At 62.1% G+C, this 24,791-nt stretch carries 21 protein-coding genes; 8 read left to right on the top strand and 13 right to left on the bottom strand.

Translation table 11 applies throughout. The features are described 5' to 3' along the window. The first annotated feature begins 42 nt into the window (after positions 1 to 42). Positions 43 to 336, top strand: a complete 294-nt coding sequence (locus YH63_RS17540; protein ID WP_083992533.1) for a hypothetical protein — start codon at positions 43 to 45, stop codon at positions 334 to 336. Positions 337 to 528: 192 nt separating this feature from the next. Here the strand turns inward: YH63_RS17540 and YH63_RS17535 are convergent, their stop codons facing one another. After that, positions 529 to 1,062 carry a CreA family protein gene (locus tag YH63_RS17535; protein WP_046826492.1) on the bottom strand — a complete coding sequence of 178 codons (534 nt, stop codon included), beginning with the start codon at positions 1,060 to 1,062 and terminating at the stop codon, positions 529 to 531. 261 nt (positions 1,063 to 1,323) lie between these two features. Here YH63_RS17535 and YH63_RS17530 point away from each other — a divergent pair, with 261 nt between their 5' ends. The 5 genes from YH63_RS17530 (at position 1,324) to YH63_RS17510 (ending at position 7,084) form a co-directional block, all read left to right on the top strand. Beyond that, positions 1,324 to 2,892: a L,D-transpeptidase gene (locus tag YH63_RS17530; protein WP_046826493.1), complete on the top strand. Its 1,569-nt coding sequence runs from the start codon at positions 1,324 to 1,326 to the stop codon at positions 2,890 to 2,892. A 181-nt stretch (positions 2,893 to 3,073) separates the two neighbouring features. After that, entirely contained in the window at positions 3,074 to 4,726 is a 1,653-nt protein-coding gene (locus tag YH63_RS17525) for a hypothetical protein (protein ID WP_046826494.1), read from the top strand. A 76-nt stretch (positions 4,727 to 4,802) separates the two neighbouring features. Further along, positions 4,803 to 5,375, top strand: coding sequence for a glutathione peroxidase (locus tag YH63_RS17520; protein WP_046826495.1), 573 nt, complete (start codon positions 4,803 to 4,805; stop codon positions 5,373 to 5,375). A 151-nt stretch (positions 5,376 to 5,526) separates the two neighbouring features. Beyond that, entirely contained in the window at positions 5,527 to 6,492 is a 966-nt protein-coding gene (locus tag YH63_RS17515; protein WP_046826496.1) for a polysaccharide deacetylase family protein, read from the top strand. A gap of 46 nt (positions 6,493 to 6,538) precedes the next feature. Further along, positions 6,539 to 7,084: a dihydrofolate reductase gene (locus YH63_RS17510; RefSeq protein ID WP_046826497.1), complete on the top strand. Its 546-nt coding sequence runs from the start codon at positions 6,539 to 6,541 to the stop codon at positions 7,082 to 7,084. On the opposite strand, the gene YH63_RS17505 is transcribed toward YH63_RS17510, so the two are convergent. The 5 genes from YH63_RS17505 to YH63_RS17485 form a co-directional block, all read right to left on the bottom strand. Continuing rightward, entirely contained in the window at positions 7,081 to 7,536 is a 456-nt protein-coding gene (locus YH63_RS17505; RefSeq protein ID WP_046826498.1) for a DoxX family protein, read from the bottom strand. The two genes, YH63_RS17510 and YH63_RS17505, sit on opposite strands and share 4 nt — an antisense overlap. A gap of 49 nt (positions 7,537 to 7,585) precedes the next feature. After that, entirely contained in the window at positions 7,586 to 9,895 is a 2,310-nt protein-coding gene (locus YH63_RS17500) for an NADP-dependent malic enzyme (protein WP_046826499.1), read from the bottom strand. 243 nt (positions 9,896 to 10,138) lie between these two features. After that, the gene (gene aspS, locus YH63_RS17495) at positions 10,139 to 11,905 is read right to left on the bottom strand and encodes an aspartate--tRNA ligase (protein ID WP_046826500.1); all 1,767 of its coding nucleotides are present in this window, start codon (positions 11,903 to 11,905) and stop codon (positions 10,139 to 10,141) included. A gap of 189 nt (positions 11,906 to 12,094) precedes the next feature. Further along, entirely contained in the window at positions 12,095 to 12,940 is an 846-nt protein-coding gene (locus YH63_RS17490) for a VOC family protein (protein ID WP_137325235.1), read from the bottom strand. A gap of 193 nt (positions 12,941 to 13,133) precedes the next feature. Beyond that, positions 13,134 to 13,397, bottom strand: a complete 264-nt coding sequence (locus YH63_RS17485; RefSeq protein WP_046826502.1) for a hypothetical protein — start codon at positions 13,395 to 13,397, stop codon at positions 13,134 to 13,136. A gap of 168 nt (positions 13,398 to 13,565) precedes the next feature. Between YH63_RS17485 and rnd the strand changes: the two genes are divergently transcribed. Then, the gene (rnd, locus tag YH63_RS17480; protein WP_046826503.1) at positions 13,566 to 14,714 is read left to right on the top strand and encodes a ribonuclease D; all 1,149 of its coding nucleotides are present in this window, start codon (positions 13,566 to 13,568) and stop codon (positions 14,712 to 14,714) included. 125 nt (positions 14,715 to 14,839) lie between these two features. Here rnd and alkB read toward each other — a convergent pair whose 3' ends face one another. Together alkB and YH63_RS17470 are read right to left on the bottom strand one after the other, a co-directional pair. Then, on the bottom strand, positions 14,840 to 15,487 hold the full coding sequence (alkB, locus tag YH63_RS17475; protein WP_083992689.1) for a DNA oxidative demethylase AlkB: 648 nt from the start codon (positions 15,485 to 15,487) through the stop codon (positions 14,840 to 14,842). 200 nt (positions 15,488 to 15,687) lie between these two features. Continuing rightward, positions 15,688 to 16,725, bottom strand: coding sequence for a glutamine synthetase beta-grasp domain-containing protein (locus YH63_RS17470; RefSeq protein ID WP_046826505.1), 1,038 nt, complete (start codon positions 16,723 to 16,725; stop codon positions 15,688 to 15,690). A gap of 448 nt (positions 16,726 to 17,173) precedes the next feature. Here YH63_RS17470 and YH63_RS17465 point away from each other — a divergent pair, with 448 nt between their 5' ends. Continuing rightward, entirely contained in the window at positions 17,174 to 17,353 is a 180-nt protein-coding gene (locus YH63_RS17465) for a DUF2735 domain-containing protein (RefSeq protein ID WP_046826506.1), read from the top strand. 124 nt (positions 17,354 to 17,477) lie between these two features. Here YH63_RS17465 and YH63_RS17460 read toward each other — a convergent pair whose 3' ends face one another. The 5 genes from YH63_RS17460 to YH63_RS17440 all read right to left on the bottom strand — a co-directional run bounded on the left by YH63_RS17460 (position 17,478) and on the right by YH63_RS17440 (position 24,704). After that, a complete protein-coding gene (locus tag YH63_RS17460) occupies positions 17,478 to 18,413 on the bottom strand; it encodes a glutaminase (protein WP_046826507.1) in 936 nt (311 codons plus the stop codon). A 143-nt stretch (positions 18,414 to 18,556) separates the two neighbouring features. Continuing rightward, positions 18,557 to 19,297, bottom strand: a complete 741-nt coding sequence (locus tag YH63_RS17455) for a 2OG-Fe(II) oxygenase (protein WP_046826508.1) — start codon at positions 19,295 to 19,297, stop codon at positions 18,557 to 18,559. Between the two features lie 76 nt (positions 19,298 to 19,373). Beyond that, complete coding sequence (locus YH63_RS17450; RefSeq protein ID WP_246658079.1) at positions 19,374 to 20,777, bottom strand: hypothetical protein; 1,404 nt, start codon at positions 20,775 to 20,777, stop codon at positions 19,374 to 19,376. Positions 20,778 to 20,968: 191 nt separating this feature from the next. After that, entirely contained in the window at positions 20,969 to 22,498 is a 1,530-nt protein-coding gene (gene ppx / locus YH63_RS17445; protein ID WP_137325234.1) for an exopolyphosphatase, read from the bottom strand. A gap of 19 nt (positions 22,499 to 22,517) precedes the next feature. Beyond that, positions 22,518 to 24,704 (bottom strand): RNA degradosome polyphosphate kinase, encoded by a 2,187-nt coding sequence (locus YH63_RS17440; RefSeq protein ID WP_046826510.1) that lies wholly within the window; start codon positions 24,702 to 24,704, stop codon positions 22,518 to 22,520. Between the last annotated feature and the right edge of the window lie 87 nt (positions 24,705 to 24,791).

Here is a 24,791-nt window from a genome sequence, read left to right as displayed (position 1 = left end):
CGCCGTCGTGATGAACGTCAATCCGGACCGGGAGGCGAAATCATGTCGGGCATGCTTGTTACCCTGCTGATTCAGATCATCGGCGGCGCCATCGGCGGAAACGTCGTGGGCGGCGCGGCCAAGAACATCGATCTTGGCACCATAGGGAATACCATCGCCGGTGCTATCGGCGGCGGCGTGGGCGGGCAGATTCTCGGAATGCTGATTCCGTTGCTGGCCAACACGGCTGCGACACCGGACATCGGCGCGATCATCGGACAGGCTGCAGGCGGCGGCGTTGCCGGTGCGGTGCTGACCGCCATCGTCGGCATGATCAAGAACAAGTCGGCGGCTTGATCGCCTGATGTCATTGCGAGCGAGCTGGCGTGTGTTCGTGATGAACTAGAGAACGTGTCCTCTCTGCTCATTCCCGCGAAAGCGGGAATCCAGCGTTGCGTGCGTGGGTCCCCGCTTTCGCGGGGACGAGCGGGGATGGAAACGGCAAGCGCTCCTCACAATGACGGATCGCACCACCGTCATCACGAGTGACTATCCCGAAATGAAATCACTGCATTTCTGGATGGTGTCGTTGCTGCCCCAGGGCATGACCGGGACCGAGGACGTCGAGTTCTTCGGCGAGCCCTCGATCAGCCTGTCGGAGTAGACCATGTAGACCAGCACGTTCCGCTTGGCGTCGCAGCCGCGCACGATCTGCATCTTCTTGAAGAACAGCGAGCGGCGCTGCCGGAACATGTCCTCGCCTTGAGCCGCCTTGGCCTTGAAGCGGATCGGTCCGATTTGGCGGCAGGCCAGCGAGATGTCCGAGACCTCCTCGGCAAGTCCGAGCCAGCCCTTGTAACCACCCTTCTCCGGCACCGTGAAATGACACGCCACGCCTTCGACCGCCGGATCATCGACTCCGTAGGTCGCGAGTTTGTCGTCCGGGCTGAGTAGCTTGAAGACGGTGGAGCGGCGGAAGATCAGGTCCGGCTCGTCAGCCGCCACCACAGGCGCTGCGGCCAGCCAGACAAAAGCGGTGGCCAACAGCGCGGCGGCTGTCATTCGGGTCGAACGTAAGGACATCGGGAACTCCAAGGAAGGGTCTTCAGGACGGCTCAGGGCAACTTGCCCCGCGCCGGGAACCCCTCATGTGGGGTGGCGTCGGCGGCGTTGGAAGGCACGGGATTGTGACCGCCACCAAGCAGCCGTTAAGCGCTTTTGAAGGCTCCCCGGCTAGCATTTGAGCACCGTGAATCACGCAGAATGCGGTACCGAGACCCGGGACGGCGATGAACATTCAGCCGATTGGCGACACTAATACTGGAATCAATTGAGGAATTTCGCGTGTACGGCAATCGGCTACCTTTTCCGAACGACCAGCACAAAATGGTCGGCACAACCTCCCCTTTTGGCAGTGACATCAGTTCCCGTCCGGCCCGATCCGGGGGCCTGCGAACCGCATGGCTTGCCGCGACGCTGACAGCCGGATTTGCGCTGCCCGCCGACGCCCAGATGTTCTGGCCGATGGACCCCGGCGGCGACTATTACGCCGAGCCGCCGCTAATGGAACCGCGCCGCCCGCGCGTCGCGCGCACCCGCCAGAAGCTGCCCGATGCGCCCAAGGACACCGCCAAACCGGTCGGGCCGATCGTCATCGCGATCTCGATCGAAAACCAGAAGGTGAAAATCTACGACCAGAACGGCTTGTTCGCGGAGTCGCCGGTGTCCACCGGCATGCAGGGCCATTCGACGCCGACGGGCGTGTTCAGCATCATCCAGAAAAACAAATACCACCGCTCGAATATCTACAGCGGCGCGCCGATGCCCTACATGCAGCGCCTCACCTGGTCCGGCATAGCAATGCACGCGGGCGCGCTGCCCGGTTATCCGGCGTCGCACGGCTGCATCCGCATGCCGATGAATTTCGCGATGCGGATGTGGGGCTGGACCCGCATGGGCGCGCGCGTGATCGTCACCCCCGGCGAGATCTCGCCGATCGATGTCTCTCATCCGCTGCTGATCACGCGCAAGCCGGACACAAGGCCGGTCGCAGCGGCGCCCGCACCGGACAAGCAGGCCTCGACGCTGAAGTCCGACCGCTCGTCGATCCTCGATGCCGCCGCTCACGAAAAGCCGCAACTGAGGCTGACATCGATTTCCGAAGGCGCGCCCATTCGCACAGCCGACGCCAGCGGTGCATTTCCGCAAAAGAGCGATGCGGACACCGTCGCGCAAGCGTGGGATTCCGGTCGGGAAACTCCCAAGGTCGCATCGTCGGAGACCTCGAACGATGACGCGAAGAAAGATGACACCAAGATTGATGCGCCTGACAGTAAACCTGTCGATGACAAGCTTGCCGACCAGAAGGGCGAAACCTCGAAGACCGACAAGGATCAGGCCCGCGCCACTGATCCTCTAGCATCGCCCAGCGTCACGCCTCCGCTCGAAGGAACGGCGGAATTTATCGGCCCGGTGAAACCCCGCACCGGTCATGTTGCGGCCCTTGTCAGCGCTAAGGAGAATAAAATCTACGTGCGGCAGAATTTCGAACCGTGGTTTGAAGCGCCGATCACCATCGCCGCATCGGATCGCCCGCTCGGCACGTACGTCTTCACGGTCCGTACGGACAAGGCCGATCCCGATGCGCTGCGCTGGTCGGTTGTCTCGCTTCCCGTGCCCGTGCGCGCGGCCGAAGAAACTCCCCGGCGCAGGCGCGGCGAGCCTGCCGCTGCGATCACAACGACCGCTCCACCGTCATCGCCAACGGAGGCGCTCGATCGCCTGACCATTCCTGAAGACGCCATGAAGCGGATCGCATCGGCGCTTGCGCCGGGCGGCTCGATCACCGTGTCCGATCGCGGCCTTGGCGACGAGACCGGCCGGGGCACGGATTTCATCGTCCCGCTGCGGTAGCGTCTGATCGAAAGGGTGGGCCAGATTTAATCCCGCTCGTCCCCGCGTAAGCGGGGACCCAGAATTTGACGAACTGGATTCCCGCTTGCGCGGGAATGAGCGGAGAGGGTTTCTTTCAGCGGTCACTTGCCCTGCAACCCCGTTGGCTTTCGGTGCGGCCTTGCGATAGAACCCGCCAATCATGACAGCCCTCCCCGACATCCAGACCTCAGCAACACCCTCCTCCAAAGACCCGCGGCGTGACGCGCTTGCTAGGCTGACACCGTTCGGCTGGACCGGCGGCATGGCCGTCATTTTGATTGGCCTCGCGCTGTCGTTTTTCCTGGCCGGCTATTTCGTCATCTACTGGCGCAATGCCGATATGGATTTCATGATCGTCTACAACGCGCTCGTGCTGAACGAGGGCAAGCCGCAGGCGTTCTTCGATCACCCATCCTACTTCACCATCCTGTCGGTGAAGTCGTGGTTCCAGTTGATGCATTCGCTGGGTCTGCTCGATGCATGGAAGCTGTCGTCGATCCCCTCGGCGCTGAACGTTCCCGCCTTCGATGCGGCGATGACGAGCGCGGTTCGCGCCGGCCGCGTTGCGGCGTGGCTTACCGCAACGATCTTCGTGCTTGCCTTCGCGGCGCTCGCCCGCTGCATCTTCCGCGACTGGCGGATCGCGCTGCTGGCCACATTCGCCTTCGCATTCTCCGGCGGCATCGCGGTTCATATGCGTATTCTCCGCAGCGAACTGATCGCCGCGTGTTTGTTCACGCTGGCGTTGATGCTGCTGATCGCGGTGAGCCGCCGCGCCAGCACCTGGCGTCCGATGGCACTCGCTGGCGCGGCCGCGCTGTGCGTGCTCGGATTGCAGAACAAGGTTCAGATCATTCTGCTGATCGCGGGACTGCCGCTGATGATGCTGCCGTTCGGCACACCGGAGAGCACCAGCACAGCGTTCTGGAACAACTCGGCTCGGGCATGGATTGCGACGCTCGGTGCAGCCGTTGTCGCGGCTTTGATGTTCAGCCTTGCGTGGCCCCTGATTGCCGCGGGGCTCGAGCCGGAATCGATGGACATTGCCCAGCTTAACGCGCTGATCGGCGGCAAATTCGGGGTGTATCAGGTTGCCCTGCTCTGCTGGATCGGCCTCGCCATGATTGTCTATGCGGTGATCTGGCGGATCAGCCTCACCGAAACGCTGACGTCGATGTTCGCGGTTATCGCCGGCGCGTCACTCGGACTGCTCGCGCTCTATCTGCAGTATGATCCGCAAAACGCCGTCGCGGTGATCAACCCTATCGAGAAAATGCTGGTGTTTGCGGGCGCGCCGGCGACCACGGCGACTGAAGGCGGCAAGATTCTCGCGGCCATCAGCCTGCTGTTCGACGGCGTCATTTCCGTGCTCAAGCGGTACACGTTCGTCCTGTTCACGTCACCGCGCCCGACCGTGTTCCTGACCTGGCTGGTCATTCCGGGCATCGTTTATGCGTGGCTCAAAGGCGAACGGCAGGTCGCGATCCAGGCAACGCTGCTGCTGCTGTCAGCTATCGGCATCGATGCGCTCGGCGTGCGGCGCAACCTCAAGGCCGAATACTTCATTCTGACCGACCCGCTCATCATTCTGGCCGGCGCACTCCTGCTGGAAAAGCTGAACGACCTGCGGTGGAGCAAGTGGGCCTATCCGATCGGCGCGGCGCTGATCGTCGCCCATGTGGCTATCAGCCAGGCCGAGCCGGTGAAGCATGTCATGAAGCGCAGCGGCCCCGAATACATTTGCGAGTGGAACGAGTACTACGAACCGGAATTGCCGATGCCATGGTGCGACAAGCCGCCAAAGCGTCCGTGAGACCTGTCACGGCTTCTTGAAACTTGGAGCGGCGGCAATCCGTTATCTTGAGCGACAGTCTCTCAGGGAGCGCATCATGATCGACCGCCGACGTGTGATAACGGCCATTGCGGCTGGCGCAGCACTCCCGTTCGCGACGCGATCCGTCTTCGCGCAGGCCGCGATGAGCCGCATGACCGCATACGGCTTTTCATTCCAGAGCCTGAAGGGCGGCGACATCCGCCTCGCCGACTTCGCGGGCAAGCCGCTGCTGGTGGTCAACACCGCCTCGCTCTGCGGCTACACCCCGCAGTATGCGGGGCTGCAGGAGATCTGGACGAAGTTTCGCGACCGCGGCCTGACTGTCATCGGCGTCCCCTCCAACGACTTCGGTGCGCAGGAGCCGGGCGGCGCAAGCGACATCACGCACACCGCAGAGCAGGCCTATCACGTCAGCTTCCCGATCACGGCCAAGACCTCCGTGAAGGGACCAAACGCCCATCCGTTCTACAAATGGGCCGCAACCGAGCGCCCGGCCGATCTGCCAGGCTGGAATTTTCACAAGTATCTCGTCGGCCGTGACGGCCATATCGCCGATGCGTTTTCCTCCCGCGTCGAGCCGACCGACACGCGCGTCGTCACCGCGATTGCTCGCGCCCTGACAGCCTGACGGAACCCGCAATTCTCCAGAATTAACCCTGCCAACGCTCCGCTTGAAAATCGGTTGGCGCAATAAACGATGTGGGTCTAGGCTCATGCCCGGGACTACGGCAGCGTCCGCCGGGCCGGACGCGGGGGTTTTGCGTTCGGGGGTATTTTCCATGCGCATCAAGGCAACCGTTTTCGCCGCCAGTGTCATCTCGATCTGCGCCTTCACCAGCGTCTGGTCACAGGCCCTCATCCCGCAGCGCACCACCCCACCGCCGCCCAAAGCCGCAGCTCCAACGCCGGCGCCAACGACTGCGACCGCACCAGCGCCTGCACCAACGCCGATCAAGGCCACTTGCGCCAACCCGAACGCCATCGGCGTGTCGCGCGTGGTGCAGATCGACACCACCGGCGGCCCCGGCTTCGGCTTCGAGCATTTCAAGCAGCTCGACTTCCTGCGCGACAAGGAAGTGGTGCTGACGTTCGATGACGGTCCATGGCCGGTCAACACGCCATCAGTGCTCAAGACGCTTGCCGACGAATGCGTCAAGGCGATCTTCTTCCCGATCGGCAAGCATGCCACCTACTATCCCGAGATTCTCAAGCAGGTCGCAGCGGAAGGTCACACCATCGGCGCGCATACGTGGTCCCACGCCAACCTCGCCAACAAGAAGCTGACCGACGACCAGCGTAAGGACGAAATCGAGAAGGGGTTCAGCGCCGTGAAGTGGGCGCTGGGAGCCGCGCCCTCACCGCTGTTTCGGTTTCCCGCACTCCAGCATCCGCCTGCGATGGTGACGTATCTCGGCGAGCGCAACATTTCGATCTGGTCGTGTGATCTCGACTCGTTCGACTTCAAGGCCAGTAAGGCCGAGAAGATCATCGAGAACGTGATGAACAAGCTCGAGAAGAACGGCAAGGGCATCGTACTGATGCACGACTTCCAGAAGCATACCGCAGAAGCGCTGCCCGAGTTGATGAAGCGGCTGAAGGCAGGCGGCTACAAGGTGGTACAGGTCAAGGCCAAGGCGCCGATGCAGACCATCGCGAAATACGACGAGGAGTTGGTCAAGGACGTGAAGCTACCGACGGTCAGCGCGCGCCCGGTCAACAGCGTCGTGCAGACCATTTCGGAATAACAAACGCGCACTTGCGGCTTTCCCGAAAATGGCTAAACCGCATCTCATGCGCATCGAAGGCTATGTGATCCTTTCCGCCGACGGCATGCTCGCGGACGCCAGTGGTATCATGCCGCCGGAACTGAAGTTCGAGGCCGATCAAAGGTTTTTCGAATCCGCCCTCGATGCGGCGGACCTGATCGTCCATGGGCGAAACTCATTCGAGGATCAGCCGCGCTCGCCCGACCGCACGCGCATCGTGCTGACGCGAACCGTACCGGGCCTCGCCCGCGATCCCGCCAATCCCAGGGCGACGTTGTGGAATCCCGCCGGCGCATCGTTCGAAAACGCCTGCCGCGAGAGCGGCGTGACGACCGGAACAGCGGCGATCATCGGCGGCCCCGTCGTGTTCGAGATGTTCATGGACCGCTTCGATACGTTCTGGCTGTCGCAGGCGCACAACCTGACAATCCCCGGCGGCATGGGCGGGTTTCTCGAAGTACCGTCGCGTTCGCCGCAGGAAATTCTGGCCAGTCACGGCCTCAAGGCTGACGGAGTCCGCGTACTGGACGCGGAACGGCGCGTCGATGTAACGGCGTGGCGGCGGAGCTAGACGTCGGTGTAGCGGCCACTGTCTTCCATCGCCACTGGACGCGGGTACCCTGCGATCACCAGCAGCCCGCCGATCACTGAGAGATTCTTCAGCGCATGGATCATGTTGTTGATCCGATCGGCGCCGGTCATGTCCCAGAAATTATGGAAGTAGAATGTCGCCACCGCAACGAACAGCACCAGCACCCAGGCGAAGAACCGCGTGCCGAAATTCAGCGCGATGAACAATCCGGCCGCGACTTCCAGGACGCCGGCCAAAATTGCCAGCATCTGCGCGGTCGGCATCCCGGTGACGCCCTCAAGCTGGGTGGTGTATTGCGTCAGCATCGCCGGAAGGACGACCTTCTCGGTGATTGCCTGGGTGGTCGATGCGATATCGAATAGCTTGGAGGCCCCGGAAAACACAAACAGGACGACAAACAGAACACGACCGACTGTGACTATGGCTGGCATTTGTCGCCCCCGCTGAAATCCCGCGAACGGGACTATACAGGAGTTGCCGTCAACCGAACAGCGTTGGCTGTTGCCGTCCCGCCCGCTCCTGCGCCTCGACCGCCGCAACCGCCGTCATGTTGAGAATGCCCCGCGCCGTCACCGACGGCGTCAGAATATGGGCCGGACGCGTGGGTCCGATCAGGATTGGCCCGACAGGAAGCGCGTCGGCGAGAATCTTGATCATCTGATACGCGATATTGGCCGCATCCAGGTTCGGCATGATCAGGATATTGGCCGACCCTTCGAGCCGCGAATGCGGCAGGACGAGCTTGCGCGACAGCTCGGTCAGCGCGGAATCGCCGTGCATCTCGCCGTCGGCTTCGATCTCGGGGTGGTCGTTGACCAATATCTCGGTCGCGCGCCGCATCTTCTGGGCCGACGCTGAATCGTAGCTGCCGAAGTCCGAATGCGACAGGAAAGCCACTTTCGGCTTGATGCCGAACCGCTGGACGTGCACGGCGGCGAGCGCCGCCATTTCCGCCAGTTCTTCCGCGGTCGGGTTGGGACGAATCTGGGTGTCGGCGATGAAGTACGCACCCTTGCTGGTGATCACCAGTGCCAGCGCCGAATAGTCCGCAAGACCCGGCGTGACGCCGATGATCTCGCGAATGCGCCGCAGATGGCTCATGTAGCGGCCATCGACGCCGCACAGCATGGCGTCGGCCTCGCCGCGCGCCACCGCAAGCGCCGCGATCACGGTCGCATTGGTGCGCACCAGCGTCCGTGCAGCTTCCGGTGTGATGCCGTGCCGCCCGGCCAGATCGATGTAGGTTTGCACGTAGGAGCGATAACGCGGATCGTCCTCGGGATTGATCAGATCGAAATCGCTGCCGGGGTTGATCGAAAGACCGAACCGCTTGATGCGCGTTGCGACCACCGACGGACGTCCGACCAGAATGGGGCGCGCCAGCTTTTCCTCAAGCACGACCTGAACCGCGCGCAACACGCGCTCGTCCTCGCCCTCGGCGTAGATCACGCGGACCGGCTGGGTCTTGGCCTTGGCGAACACCGGCTTCATGACCAGACCGGAGCGGAACGCGAACCGGTCGAGCTGTTCGATATAGGTGTCGAAATCAGTAATCGGCCGCGTCGCCACGCCGGAGTCCATCGCCGCCTGCGCCACCGCGGGCGCGACGCGCAGGATCAGCCGCGGATCGAACGGGCTCGGGATCAACGAGCCGGGACCGAAGCCCTGCGTCTCGCCGCCATCGAAGCGCACCACGACATCGGACGGTGGATCGCGCGCAAGCTGCGCCAGCGCATCCACTGCCGCACGCTTCATCTCCTCGTTGATCGCGGTCGCGCCGACATCGAGCGCGCCCCGGAAGATAAACGGGAAGCAGAGAACATTGTTCACCTGATTGGGAAAATCGGAACGCCCGGTGCAGATCATTGCGTCGGGGCGCACCTTGCGCGCCTCGTCAGGCATGATTTCCGGCGTCGGATTGGCGAGCGCCATCACCAGCGGCTTGTCGGCCATCTCCTTGACCATCTCGGGCTTGAGCACGCCGCCCGCCGACACGCCGAGGAACACGTCCGCGCCACCGATGACATCGGCCAGCGTGCGCTTGTCGGTCTTCTGCGCGTAGACCGCCTTCCACTTGTCCATCAGCGTATTGCGGCCCTCATAGACGAGGCCGTCGATGTCGCAGACCCAGATGTTCTTGCGCTGCGCGCCGAGCGACACCAGCAGATTGAGGCAGGCGATCGCGGCGGCACCCGCGCCGGACGCCACGATCTTGATATCTTCGATCTTCTTGCCGGTCAGCATCAGCGCGTTGCGGATCGCTGCGCAGACGATAATCGCGGTGCCGTGCTGATCGTCGTGGAAGACCGGGATTTTCATCCGCGCCTTGAGCTGCTCCTCGATCTCGAAGCATTCCGGCCCCTTGATGTCCTCAAGATTGATGCCGCCGAAGGTCGGCTCCAGCGCCGCAACAGTCTCCACCACGCGCGCGATGGTGTCGGCGGCGATCTCGATGTCGAACACATCGATGCCGGCAAATTTCTTGAACAGGACCGCCTTGCCTTCCATCACGGGCTTGGACGCGAGCGGACCGATATTGCCGAGGCCAAGCACGGCGGTGCCGTTGCTGACGACGGCAACAAGATTGGAGCGGGTCGTGAGTTCGGCAGCCATCGCCGGATCGGCTGCAATCGCCTCGCAGGCCGCGGCAACACCCGGCGAATAGGCCAGCGCGAGGTCGCGCTGATTGGCAAGCGGCTTGGTCGCCTGAATCTCGAGTTTACCGGGCCGTGGAAGGCGATGGTAAGCCAACGCCGCGAGGCGCAGTTCTTCAGACAACGTCGACGCCATACCCACTCCCGATATATTCTTATCAGCACCGTCTTGCGGCGAGTGCTGTTTAGTCCCGTCTTGCGACGGTTATGCGATTCAGTCCCAGTGTCCTGAATCCGAAGTTCGCTTAATTTTGCAGCGCGTATCTAGCGAACTTCGGATTCAAAAGGACACTGGAAATTATAATTCTAGTGTGGTTTCGGTTCGCAAGTCCGCAAAAAAGCGTGCAGCAGGAAACACGCGGACTTGCGAACCACCACACTAGGGCAGATTGAGCCTGATGTGCAGCTCGCGCAACTGCTTGAGTGCGACTTCCGATGGCGCGCCCATGAGCAAATCTTCAGCACGCTGGTTCATCGGGAAGAGCGAGATTTCGCGCAGGTTGTTCGTGCCGCAGAGCAGCATCACAATACGATCGACGCCAGCGGCCATGCCGCCATGCGGCGGAGCTCCGTACTGGAATGCGCGATACATGCCGCCGAAACGCTCGATGACCGTTTCCTCGCCATAGCCCGCGATCTCGAACGCCTTCACCATCGCGTCGGGGCGATGGTTGCGAATGCCGCCGGATGCGATCTCGTAACCGTTGCAAGCGATGTCGTACTGGAACGCATTGATCGTGAGCGGATCCTGCGTCTGCAACGCTTCCATGCCACCTTGCGGCATCGAGAACGGGTTGTGCGAGAAGTCGACCTTCTTGTCTTCCTCGTTGTACTCGTACATCGGGAAGTCGACGATCCATGCGAGTTCGAACCGATCCTTGTCGATCAGGTTCAATTCTTCGCCGAGCTTGGTGCGCGCGAGGCCCGCGAATTTCCAGAACTTCGACGGATCGCCGGCGACGAAGAACGCGGCATCGCCTTCCTTGAGACCAAGCTGTTCACGGATCGCAGCGGTACGCTCGGGTCCGATGTTGTTGGCAAGCGGGCCTGCGCCCTCACCGCCTTCGCGCCACATGATGTAGCCGAGGCCCGGCTGGCCTTCGCCCTGCGCCCACGAATTCATGCGGTCGCAGAATGCACGCGAACCGCCGCCCGGTCCGGGAATCGCCCAGACCTGATTGGTGGCGTCTTCGAGCATGCGCGCGAACACCTTGAAGCCGGAGCCGCGGAAGTGCTCGGACACGTCCTGCATCACCAGCGGATTGCGCAGGTCCGGCTTGTCGGTGCCGTATTTGCGCAGCGCTTCGGCGAACGGAATGCGCGGCCACTTCTTGGTGACCGGCTTGCCCTTGGCAAAATCCTCGAACACACCGGTAATCACCGGCTCCATCGCCGCGAAAACATCGTCCTGCGTGACGAAGCTCATCTCAACGTCGAGTTGATAGAACTCGCCCGGCAGACGATCGGCGCGCGGATCTTCATCGCGGAAGCACGGCGCGATCTGGAAGTAGCGATCGAAGCCCGACATCATCAGCAGTTGCTTGTACTGCTGCGGCGCCTGCGGCAGCGCGTAGAACTTGCCGGGATGAATGCGCGACGGCACGAGGAAGTCGCGCGCGCCTTCCGGCGACGACGCAGTGAGGATCGGCGTCTGGAATTCGAAGAAACCGGCCGTCTTCATCCGCGCGCGCATCGAATCGACGATGGCGCCGCGCGTCATGATGTTCTGGTGCAGCTTCTCGCGGCGCAGATCGAGGAAGCGGTACTTGAGCCGGATTTCCTCAGGATATTCCTGATCGCCGAATACCGGCATCGGCAGTTCGCCCGCCTCGCCCAGCACTTCAATGTCGGCGATGAACAGTTCGACCATGCCGGTCGGCAGGTCAGGATTGTCGGTGCCGTCAGGACGGCGGCGAACCTTGCCGTCGATCTTCACCACCCACTCGGCGCGCAGCTTTTCGGCCAGACCGAATGCCTTCGAATCCGGATCGACCACGCATTGCGTCATTCCGTAATGGTCGCGCAGGTCGATGAACAGCAGTCCACCGTGGTCGCGGATGCGGTGACACCAGCCGGACAGCCGGACCTCTTGACCAATGTCGGCTTCGCGGAGCGCGCCGCAGGTGTGGGAACGATAACGATGCATGGAAATCCTGGAAAACGGCGTCAGAGGGCAGAATCAAGGGGTGCAGGCGCTAGTGCGCGCGCGCAGGGTTTACCCGAGCGAAGGGAACGCGGCAACCGCATGGTGCCGGTTACCCTCCCGTATGGCGGGAAAAAGCTTAATAAAAACAATGTACCCGCTGCCCGGGTCGCAGAGGGCCGTCAACTGTCGCTAGGGCTCCCGCTGCCCCTGCTGGATCACAATGGTCGGCACCCCGAATGTGCCGGTCCGCACCGTGAAGACCCGGGTGCCCGGTTTGCGTCCTTCACGCGGTTCGGAGACGTCCAGACCCGCCCCTAGAAGCCGCGCCCGGGTCGCCTCGATGTCGGCGACGCGCCAGGACACGCCGTAAATCTTGTCCGGACCGTCCCCTCTTCCGTCCTTGGTGCGATGGATGACCTCGAACACCAGACCGCCGGTTTTGAAGAACAGGAAGCGGGTCTGGAGCGCGGCGATGGTCCGGTCCAGCTTCATGTCGAGGCCGAGTCGCGCGCCATACAGCGCTGCGGTGCGCTCCGGGTCGGGTGTCGCAATCACCAGATGATCCAGCGCAACAACCGACGCAGCGGTCGTCTCCTCTGAACGCGCCAACCGTTCCGCGCGCTGGAGAAAGAACAGCCGGATACCGTGGGTCGATTCCGCCGACGCTCGCGTGCGTTTCCAGGTCAGCGTGTGTCCCGCAGTATCAGTGCTGGCACCGTCGGAAATCTCGTCTGGCGCAAGGCCGAGCCTCGTGAGTCGATGATGCGCCTTTGCGATGTCGTCGACACCGAAGGCCAGACTCGCAAGCCCCTCGCCCTGCTTGTCGAGCGCGGCGCGCACGCGATCGGCTGCTTCGCCTTCACCCGCAGGCGCCATCAGTTCGAGCGACGTGTTATCGAGCGCGAAAATCGCGGTGGCTGCACCATTGCTTTGCGCGCGCCATGCGGGCGCGCGGCCGAGCAATGTCTGATAGCCCGCGATACCGGCTTCAATGTCGCGAACCAGAACGACGGCGTGATCAAGTCCAGTAATCATGATGATGAAGCTCGCATGTGGAGCCGCACCTAATCACGCTATAGCGCGCAATGCAGCCCCTTCAGCGGCTCGCATAGCTACCTTGAATTCCAGCTCTCTCCGCTCATTCCCGCGAAAGCGGGAATCCGGCCGTTGCTCTGGGTCCCCGCTTGCGCGGGGACGAGCGGGGATGGGAATTCGCGGGGCGTGAATCCTAGCGATCCTGACGGCAACGCCACTCCCGCTTGCCTTTCGTTTTGATGCGTTCATCGGCGCGGCAGGTATCGGAGAGGTCAATATCGCGAAACATTCGGGACTTTACATCGAGATTGATCGTCGCGTTGAGATTGACGTGGGGCCGCATTGGAATGTGCGTGCCGGCGTTGACGTTGAGGTTGTTGGCCAGGGCCATGGCTGGAACCAGCGACGCGATCAGGAAGCCCGCGGCTCCCGCACCGATGAGACATTTTCCGGCCATGACAATTGCTCCCTGAAATAGTGCATTGCGGCAATAACCTATTGGTCGCGGAGCATACGCCTCCGGTTCAGAAGCGGGGAAAAGATGTCCCCTGCCATGACCTATGGGCTTGCCCGATCAGCCGATTTTCGCATGGAAAATTCCGTTCAAGGCGTCCATAACCCCCGCATGGAAATGATCACCACCACGGACGAACTCGCCGCAGTCTGCAATCGCCTCGCCAAACACCGTGTTATCACCGTCGATACCGAGTTTTTGCGCGAAACCACCTACTATCCGCTCCTCTGCGTCGTGCAGATGGCCAGTGCGGATGAGGCTGTCGTTGTGGACACCCTCGCCGAGGGAATCGACCTCAAGCCGTTCTTCGACCTGATGGCCAACGAGAGCGTGCTGAAGGTGTTCCATGCCGCGCGGCAGGATATCGAAATCATCTTTCACCGGGCCGGCATCATCCCGCATCCGGTGTTCGACACCCAGGTCGCCGCCATGGTCCTCGGCTATGGCGATTCCATCGCCTACGATCAACTCGTCGAGCGCATCACCGGGCATCGTCCCGACAAGACCCACCGCTTCACCGACTGGTCGAACCGTCCGCTGACGCATGATCAGGTCACCTACGCCCTCGCCGACGTCACGCATCTGCGCGACGTGTTCGCTGCACTCGACGCCGACCTCAAGAAGCGCGGCCGCAGCGAATGGGTCAGCGAGGAGATGGAAATCCTCACCTCGCCGAAGACATACGATTTCCACCCCGAGCGCGCGTGGGAGCGTCTCAAGACCCGCGTCCGCAAGCCGAAAGAACTCGCCGTTCTGATGGAAGTCGCGGCGTGGCGCGAACAGGAAGCGCAAAGCCGCGATGTGCCGCGCTCGCGTGTGTTGAAGGACGACGCCATCGGCGACATCGCCACTCACGCGCCCACCAGCCTCGAGCGGCTCGCGGGTCTGCGCTCGCTGCCGAAGGGTTTCGACAAATCGAAATGGGGACAGGACATCGTCGCCGCGGTGAAGCGCGGGACTGCACGCGACCTGTCGACATTGCCCAAGCTCGACAAGCCACGCGGCAACACCAACGGCGCAGCAACGGTCGAACTGCTCAAGGTACTGCTGCGCATGACGTCGGAACGGCACGCCGTCGCCAGCAAGGTGATTGCGACCGTGGACGACCTCGAACAGATCGCCGCCGACGACAACGCCGATGTCGGCGCGCTGCACGGCTGGCGCCGTGAACTGTTCGGCGAAGCAGCGCTGGCCTTGAAGAAGGGCCGCCTTGCGCTGGCCATCGACAAGGGCCGCGTCGTGCGGGTCGATCGAGAGTAAAAGCTTCCGACTTGCCTTTCTCCGCTCATTCCCGCGCAAGCGGGAATAAAGTTCTTTGCCCTAGGTCCCGCCTTCGCGGGGACGAACGGAGTGAAAGCTTTACCGCGTCTTGCGACGAAACCGCGTCAACGCGTCTTCCTAAAAGTCAGGTTGATGCGCTGGGCACCGAGCAGCGGATGCTCGCCGTCGGGCAGCGGCATCACGCCGTGATAAGCCAGCCGCGACGGCCCGCCCCACGCCACCACATCGCCATGGGTCAACCGGTAGCGCGCGGTCTTGTCGGACCGGTTCAAGCCGCCGAAAAGGAACGTCGCGGGCAAACCCAGCGACACCGAAACAATCGGCGCGTTGAAATCCAGTTCGTCCTTGTCCTGATGCAGCGACAGCTTGGCGCCCGGCTTATAGCGATTGATGAGGCAGGCGTCGGGACGAAAATCGACGAAGCCTGCCTTCGCTGCGGCGCGCGCAGCCAGATCGGCAAACACGGCCGGCATTTGCGGCCATGGATGGCTGCTTTCGGGATCGATCGCATCATAGCGATAGCCGGTGTGGTCGCTGACCCAGCCCACCCTGCCGCAATTAGTCATCGCCACCGACATCCGGTGCCCGCCGGGCGTGACGAGATGGCGGAACGGTGCGCGCTCAACGATGGCGTTCACCGCTTCGATCAACGACGCTTCCAGAGGCCGCGCAAAGCCAGCGAGTAGCATCGCTCCTGGCGCGAGTTGCACGTCGCGCGGTTCCATAACATCGCCGTCGAATAGATCACGCATCATCGGACTCAAAGTGAGATTCGCGGCTTCGCCGCCTCACCTACATCAACCGATTCAGGGCGATGTTTCCACCCGGTTTCCGGGGACCGCGCCCGCAAAAGAAAAGCCGGGCGGAAGCGTGAGCTTCCGTCCGGCACTAACTTGAACCAAAAGGGGTAACTCATGGCTCAAGCTATCTGGATAGCTTAGCCTTGAGGCCCTCAGGCCGCGGCCTTCTTGGCACCCGTTGGAACTTCGGAGATCGTCTTCAGGATCTGCGAAGCGATCTGGTAGGGGTCGCCCTGCGAGTTCGGGCGGCGGTCTTCGAGGTAGCCCTTGTACTCGTTGTTGACGAAGGAGTGCGGCACGCGGATCGATGCACCGCGGTCGGCAACGCCGTAGCTGAACTTGTTCCACGGAGCGGTCTCGTGCTTGCCGGTCAAACGCTTGTCGTTGTCCGGGCCGTAGACGGCGATGTGGTCCATGAGGTTCTTGTCGAACTGCTTCATCAGCGCTTCGAAGTAGTCCTTGCCGCCGACCGTGCGCATATACTCGGTCGAGAAGTTGGCGTGCATGCCCGAGCCGTTCCAGTCGGTGTCGCCGAGCGGCTTGCAGTGGAATTCGATGTCGATGCCGTACTTTTCAGTGAGACGCAGAAGCAGGTAACGCGCGATCCACATTTCGTCAGCGGCCTTCCTGGAGCCCTTGCCGAAGATCTGGAATTCCCACTGCCCCTTGGCCACTTCGGCATTGATGCCTTCGTGGTTGATGCCGGCAGCGAGACACAGGTTGAGGTGCTCTTCGACGATCTCACGGGCGACCGAACCGACGTTGCTGTAGCCGACGCCGGTGTAGTACGGGCCCTGCGGTGCTGGATAACCAGCCTCAGGGAAGCCGAGCGGGCGGCCGTCCTGATAGAAGAAGTATTCCTGCTCGAAGCCGAACCAGGCGCCGGCGTCATCGAGAATGGTGGCGCGCTTGTTGGACGCGTGCGGGGTCTTGCCATCCGGCATCATGACTTCGCACATGACCAGAGCGCCGTTGATGCGCGTGGCATCGGGATAGATGGCAACGGGCTTCAGAACGCAATCCGAGCTATGGCCTTCGGCCTGCATGGTCGAGCTTCCATCGAAGCCCCACAGCGGGAGTTGCTCGAGCGTCGGAAACGCATCGAATTCCTTGATCTGTGTTTTTCCGCGGAGGTTAGGTGTTGGGGTGTATCCGTCGAGCCAGATGTACTCGAGCTTATACTTTGTCATTGCGATCTCTCGTGAGTGAACGATTGCGTGCTAAGTTCCCGGCCGGTTTAGCCACCGGGGAACCCGGCCGCAAACGGCTGGCCCTTAATAAGCATTTAACATGCCAACCGGCCTCCTGGCGGGACGCTGTCCACAGCGGGTCAGGTCACCCCCGCCCCATCCATTGCACCGGACTGATTCGCCAGTCCCGCTCAGCCATGTGCACGTTTTCGCATCAGTTTTTGCACCTGCCTCGTTTGGCGGCGGCCCGATTTAGGGCTATCTGTCGAGGAAACCCTGCAGGTGTGAGTGCGTTAAGACATCAAGCGCATGCTGAGTGACGGCGCAGAATCGCGGATGCGCAAATTGTATGCAAACGCCTGCTTTTTATAGGGCAAACCGCGCAAAAGACGTGCGTTCCACTTACATTATCTCGAAGCGCTGACGCGCCCACCGAGAGGAGACCGGAATGACACCCAATTCGACCCAGCCGACGGCCAAGATCTACCAATTCCCCGTGGGCGGCCGAGGAGCCGCGCTCAGCAGCCGAAGCGAGCCTGCCAAGCCGACACTCGACTATGCAGTCTCCGGCAGCGGCTGGTACCACGAAGCCGCCATCGAAGACGCCAAGCGGGGCAGCGAACACTGATGCCGCCGGCCGGCATGACGCCCGGGTGGCAGGTCCGCCCGGTAGATAACGACGTCGAATAATGGGTCGAAGCATCAAGCTTCGGCCCTTTTGCTTTGGTGCTCGCGAAGCGCGTCACGCCCCGTCATGCGCCGAAGATTGACCACCCCATCCGCTTGCTGAGGTTTTCAAGGGCGTCGCGGCCAAGCCGGGAATTGCCATTCGAGTCGAGGCCTGGCGACCAGACCGCGATGGATGCCTTGCCCGGCGCGATGGCCAGGATGCCGCCCCCGACACCGCTCTTGCCCGGCAGGCCAACCCGATAGGCGAACTCCCCGGACCCGTCGTAATGCCCGCATGTGAGCATCACGGCGTTGATGCGCAGCGCCCGCTCCGGAGGAACGACCAGGAATCCTGTCGACGGGTTCCGTCCGGAATGAGCGAGAAACCGCCCCGCCATCGCAAGCTGACGGCACGACATGGCGATGGCGCATTGATGGAAATAAACCCCGAGCGTGAGCTCCGCCGGATTCTCGACGACACCGAACGACTTCATGTAGTTCGCCAGCGCGATGTTGCGAAAGCCGGTGCGCTGCTCCGAGGCCGCGACCGCTTCATCGATCGTGATCGAGGAGTCGCCGGAGAGGAACTGCATGAACCTCAGGATTTCGCCCAGCGTCTCCCTAGGCTGATGCCCGGACAGAATAGCGTCGGACACCGCAATCGCGCCGGCGTTGATGAACGGATTGCGCGGAATACCGCGTTCACGCTCGAGCTGAACGATCGAATTGAACGGGCTGCCCGACGGTTCGCGCCCTACCCGCTGCCACAGCTTGTCGCCGATCATGCCCAGCGCCAGCGTCAGCGTGAACACCTTGGAGATGCTTTGAATCGAGAACGTCGTGTCGGCGTCACCGCCTGCCGCGACGTGTCCATTGGAATCGACCACGACGAGACCAAATGAGTTGACGTCGACCCCGGCCAGTTCCGGAATATAGGTGGCGACGTCTCCACGGTCCTTTCGTTCCATCATCTCGTCGGTGATTTCCTTCACGACGCGATCCAGGGTGGCATTGCTCATGTGGGATTCGGCTTCTCGTTGCGGGCACTCGTGTCGATGTCGTCTTATGCGACAAATGTGCCAACGCGACAAATGTGCCAACGCGACAAATGTGCCAAAGCCACAAACGTGCCAGCCGTCGAGCCTCGAACCCGCCCGCGCTCCTACTTGGCGTCGTGGAAAATGATCCCGACAGTATGCCGGTGGCCAGACCGGAGCTGGCTGACGCCATGCCGGAGATTGACGCGATAGGTCCCGCGGGTGCCCTGCACCGGACGCTGATGAACCGCGAACACCACCGCATCGCCCTGGCGCAGCGGCACCACCGCCGCGCGCGACTGCATGCGGGGGCGCTGCTCCGTCAGCACGAACTCGCCGCCGGTGAAGTCGCGCTCCGGTTCCGACAGCAGGATCGCGACCTGCAGCGGAAACACATGCTCACCGTACAAATCCTGATGCAGGCAGTTGTAATCGCCCGCGGCATACTGGAGCAGCAGCGGCGTCGGCCGCGTCTGGCCGGCCTTGTGGCAACGCTTGATGAAATCGGCATGCGCCGCCGGATAACGCACATCGATCCCCATCGATTCGTTCCATCGGTTGGCGATCGGCGCCAGTTGCGGATACAGCGCCGTTCGCAGGTCGGCGATGATGTCCGGCAGCGGATAGGAAAAGTATTTGTATTCGCCTCGTCCGAAGCCATGCCGACCCATGATGATATGGCTGCGGAAAATGCTCTCCTCGCCATAGAGCCCGGCAATTGCTCCGCATTCCTCCGGCGACAGCAAGCGCGGCAACACGGCCCAGCCGTTGCCGTCGAGATGCGTGGCGATGCCCGGCCAATCCAACGCCTCGACGCGGGATGAATCGGACGACGCGGGAACCCTGGGTTTCGCTACAACTGTCATACAAAGCTCCTCTTTGGAGCCAGAGCTACGTTGCGAACGATAAAGCATCCACCCGATTTCTGACGTAAACGGCGCTCTATCGCTTCGCAGCCGCTGCGGGCGCTGATGTTACCCGATAGAGAACTGCGTAACCGTTAGAAACCACAGGCATCAGACCAGAGGGTGGCTGCAACGGCGTCGGCGGATCAATCAGCAGGACATAATCGAAGTTTGCCCGCCAGTCCGGCAGATAGCGCGCTGCCGCGAGGTCTTCCGCTGTGAACCGGTCCCGATTCAACACAGGCCAATCCACCGGCTCAGCAAGCGGATGGGCGATACGGTCATAGGGGGGCTTCACCATCAAGGGCTGCTGGGCAGGATCGGCAAACATCAGCGGCCAGAAGGCGCGCCGTTCTATCACAAGCAGCGCACCGAGGTGCCCATCAAGCCTGTACATTCCCGGCAGCGCCCGCTCCGGCGGCGAGACGCCGGCTGTTTTGTACCCCGGCTGTCCTCGCGCCACCAACACCCGGGAACCTGGCTTCACCTCTGCAATGGCAGACCTGACATCTGCGACGTCATGCCGATGATCGATCCAGGCCCACGCAACATAACCTGTGCGAATGCCGATCAACGCCGCGAAGACCAGACCCGCCAGCAAGCCCTGACGTGGCGTGATCCGCGGCTGCATGCCTGCGAAAATCAGCAGCGCAAACAGCAACGCCAGCCGTCCGTCAACGAACGTGCCGTTCTTGATTGTCGATGGTGCCACGACGAACACCAATCCCAATGCCGCAAGCGCCAGCGGGACGCCCTGCGCGAAGACGGCATGACGCCAGACGAGGACGAGAAAAGAAAAGAAAACAACTCCGGCCGCCACTGTCAGGACCGTGCTGTAAACCGTGAAAGGCGCAAACGTCACGAAGACCTTTTGCAGGCCGTCCCATGTGCCGGGAGTGGAATCACCCGACAATGGCGACGCCAGATAGAGCGCGACTGCCGGGCTCAGAGCCAACGCGATCGGAAGACAGGTTCGCAACCCCTCACCCAAGGTGAACGCTCCGTCTCGCCTCAGATCGAGAAGACGAGCCAGTTCGTATGAACCGATCAGGAGCGCCGTGAGCAACACACCGAAGATATGACAGAAGAAAATCACGGCGACGGCGCCCGCGAGAAGCACGGCCGCGCTCCATCGTTGACCGCGCCGAACCAGCATCATCCACAGCGCGGCGGCGCCGAAGGCAAGCCCCACCGACAGCAGGAAGTTCATGAACCCCAGAAAGAAGATAGCGTTCCAGGCGACTAGCCCGGAGGCTAACGGCCAATAGGTGAAGCGTCCGAAAGCCACTCGGCTATACGCGACAACCCCCACCACCGGCGCAAAGAGGCTCAATGCCAGTATCAATCGACCGCCAAAATGCGGTTCGACAAATTTCAGCAAGCTCACGCCGAGAACATCCATGCCGATATTCGGCAGGATGCCCCAGCGCGGCGCGTACATTTGCGAAAGAAATGGATCGTTCGGATGGGCGAGAACAAAGTAGCGCGCGAGATGGTTCGGATAATCCAGAACCGGAGGCAGATCGACGAGAAAGAACGGAGCTGCCAAGCCTGCAACGAGCGCCAGCGCCGTCGCATACCACAATGGACCGGGATCGAGCCTGCCGAAAGATCCAGCAGACGCGCGCATCCCTATTGTTTTACGATCGTGCCGGTGCGCCCGATCAGGCGCGAGAGCTGCTTGAAGCGATTGGTGACGCGGTCGGCGGCAAGGTCGGTGGCCCGCTTGTCGAACACCAGGATAAGCTTGCGGCCCTGATTGCGGAAATGCGTGTGGGGCAGCACGCCGCGCTGCGCCGCGGAGATCATGAACGCAACGCGGAACGCAGCGCCGACCAGGCGCGCACGCTCGACCATCGCGGGCGGAATGAGCGCGCGCACCGATTCCGGCGCCTCGTTCTCCGGATTCAATCCGGCGTAACGATAGAAAGCCGCGAGCGCGAGAAATACCCTGCCCTCATGCGTCACCGCGCCGAAATTTCCGTTGATGATGAAATCGAGCGATTGCTCGCCGCGGTGATCCGGATGGGCGCGCCAGGCTGCATCGGACAGCCAGCAAGCCGCATGACGCAGCCGCTTCTCGTCGTCGGTTTCGCGCAGGCCCGCGACCCGGAACAGCTTGTCGGTCCACATGATCAGATCATCGGCGTGGCGCGGCGAGCGCGACCGCAACTCGTTCATCGTCTGCGCCGTGGCGATCAGCCCGTCCCTGCGCTGCTCCTTTTCCGGCAGCATCTCGTAGAGCAATCCTTCGCGAACTCCGTAGGTCGAGAACACGATGGTCTTCGGCTTCGCGACACGAATGATATATTCCAGCACCAGCGCCGCATAGGTCAGCAGCGGACGGCGGGCATCGGCCACAGTCTCGATATCGGCAAGCGTATTGCTCGCGGCGAGACGGCGAAGCCGTCGCGCAAAGTCGAGCGCATCGGCCGCTGGAATGCTGTAGCCGTGCATGACGCGCAGCGGATAACCGCTTTGAATGATGTGGATGCGCGCCAGCGCGCGCCATGTGCCGCCGACCGCGTAAAATGTCCGCCCCGTCCCCGCCTTAAGTTGCGGCAGCCCGGTCAACTGACTGGCGACGAGACGTTCCGCCTTCTTCAGCGATTTCTGCGACGCGTCCTGCAATGCGAGGCCGCCGAGCGGCAACGTCGTTCCGGTGCGGATGCGATGACCGCGTACATCGACAAGCTCGAGCGAGCCGCCGCCGAGGTCACCGACGATCCCGTCCGGCTTGTAGACACCCGACGCCACGCCAAGCGCGGACAGCTTCGCTTCGCGCGCGCCGGGCAGGATGTCGATGGCGCAGCCGCAGATGCGTTCGGCCTTGGCGATGAAGTCCGGTCCGTTGGTCGCGTCGCGGCAGGCTGCCGTCGCGATCGCATGAACCTCGCCGACTTTCATCACCTTGCAGAGCGCCTTGAAGCGCTTCAGCGCAACGAGCGCCTTCTCGACGGCGTCGGCGGCGAGAAGCCCGGTGGACTGCACTTCGCGCCCTAGGCCGCACAGCGTCTTCTCGTTGAAGATCGGCGCGAGATTGCGCGTCTTGTCTTCATAGACAACGAGACGGACCGAGTTCGATCCGATGTCAATGACGGCGACGCTCTTGGAAACCTTGCGCACGCTGCGATGACGTTCGCGAACGGCTGCGGGGGCCACGGATTCGTTCTTCGTGCCGCTAACGCTCCGAACGGCGCGTAAGACGACGTGGCGAAGATTCTTTAAGCGACTTTCCACGGCCTGACAGACTCGGATTCGTCATGAAATAATTGTGCACGTTGAAAGGTTCCTCGCCCTTCGCGGCCTTCATACGCGTTGACGACCCATCCGGCAACAACTGCCAGCTTTGTTCGTTGTCTTTCAGGTTGGCGACCATGATTTGCTCGAGAACCTGCTGATGAACCGTAGGATTTTGCAGCGGGCACAGGACCTCGACGCGGCGGTCGAGGTTGCGCGGCATCATGTCGGCTGACGAGATATACACAGCCGCCTTCGCACTCGGCAGGCCGTGACCCATACCAAAGCAGTAGACACGTCCGTGTTCCAGGAACCGGCCGATGATCGATTTGACACGGATGTTCTCCGACAGCCCGGGAACACCGGGACGCAGGCAGCAGATTCCGCGGATCACCAGATCAATCGAGACGCCGGCCTGCGACGCCTCGTAGAGCGCGTCGATGATCTCGGGATCGACCAGAGAATTCATTTTCAGCCAGATCGCCGCCGGCTTGCCGTGACGCGCGTGATTGCTCTCGGCGTGAATGTGCTCGATCATCCGCTTGCGCAGCGTCAGCGGCGACACGCCCATCTTCTCGATGTCGCGCGGCTCGGCGTAGCCGGTGATGTAGTTGAACACGCGCGCGGCATCGCGCGCGATCACCGGGTCCGAGGTGAAGTACGACAGGTCTGTATAAATGCGCGCCGTAACGGGATGGTAGTTGCCGGTGCCGGCGTGAACGTAGGTCGTGAGACCTGCGCCTTCCCGGCGCACCACCAGCGACAGCTTGGCGTGGGTCTTCAGTTCCAGGAACCCGTAGACGACCTGCACGCCGGCACGTTCGAGATCGCGTGCCCAGCGAATGTTGGCTTCTTCGTCGAACCGCGCCTTGAGTTCGATCAGCGCCGTCACCGACTTGCCGGCTTCGGCAGCTTCAACAAGCGTTCTCACGATCGGCGAATCGCGCGAGGTGCGATAGAGCGTCTGCTTGATGGCAACGACGTCGGGGTCGCGCGCCGCCTGCTGCAGGAACTGCACGACGACGTCGAACGATTCATACGGATGGTGGACGACCAGATCCTTCTGCCGGATCGCCGCGAAAATGTCGCCGCCGTGGTCGCGGACACGCTCGGGGTGACGCGGCACGTAAGGCGTGAATTCGAGATCGGGACGATCCAGCCGCGTCAGTTGCGACAGCTCGTTCATGGCGAGCACGCCGTCGACCAGCAGGACGTCATCGTCCGGCACCGACAGCGCGCGCTGCACGAAGGCGCGCAGTTCGTCTGGCATGTGGGCTTCGATTTCGAGACGGATCACCGACCCGCGACGGCGGCGCTTCAGCGCCGACTCGAACAGGCGAACGAGATCCTCGGCCTCTTCCTCGATTTCCAGTTCGGAGTCGCGGATGATGCGGAACGCGCCCCGCCCCTTGACGGTGTAGCCCGGGAACAGCCGGCCGATGAACAGGCCGGTGGCTTGTTCGAGCGTGATGAGACGCACCGAGCCGTCCTTGCCGGCCGGCAGCTTGATGAAACGGTCGATCTTGCCCGGCATGCGGATCAGCGCATTCATCGCCTTGCCGTCGGACACGCGCGCCAGATGCAGCGCGATGGTGAAGCCGAGACTCGGAATGAACGGGAACGGATGCGCCGGGTCGATCGCCAGCGGCGTCAGCAGCGGGAAAATGTTGTGAAGGAAATGGTCCTCGATCCAGCTCCCTTCGGCCTTGGTGACGTCCTTGCCGTCGACCAGAACGATTCCGACATCGGACAGCACATGGCGCAGATCGCGCCAGATCTCTTGCTGGTCGCTGGCGAGCTTCGAGACGGTCTCGTTGATCTTGGCGAGCTGTTCGGTGGGCGTCGAGCCGTCAGGGCTGCGCTCGGCGATGCCTTCGCGGACCTGCGCCTTGAGGCCCGCGACGCGGACCATGAAGAACTCGTCAAGGTTATTGGCCGAAATCGACAGGAACCGGACCCGCTCCAGCGCCGGATGATTGAGATTGACCGACTCTTCCAGCACGCGGCGATTGAAATGGAGCCATGACAATTCGCGATTGATGAAGCGCTCGGGGCTCGACCCGATCGACGACACGCTTACGATTTCTTCATTTTCTTCTTTTTTTACAACAGCTTGCGCGGCGTCCATGAAGCGAAACCTCATATCATGTCATCAGACCGGACCTTAGGCCCGTTCCACAGAGACAATGTGCCACTGTCATGACAGTTCGATGAC

Origin of the sequence: Afipia massiliensis, from assembly GCF_001006325.2 — a bacterium.
Classification (GTDB): Bacteria; Pseudomonadota; Alphaproteobacteria; order Rhizobiales; family Xanthobacteraceae; genus Afipia; species Afipia massiliensis_A.
Note: the sequence above shows the minus strand (reverse complement) of the source record. Positions and strands in the feature narration are given on the sequence as shown.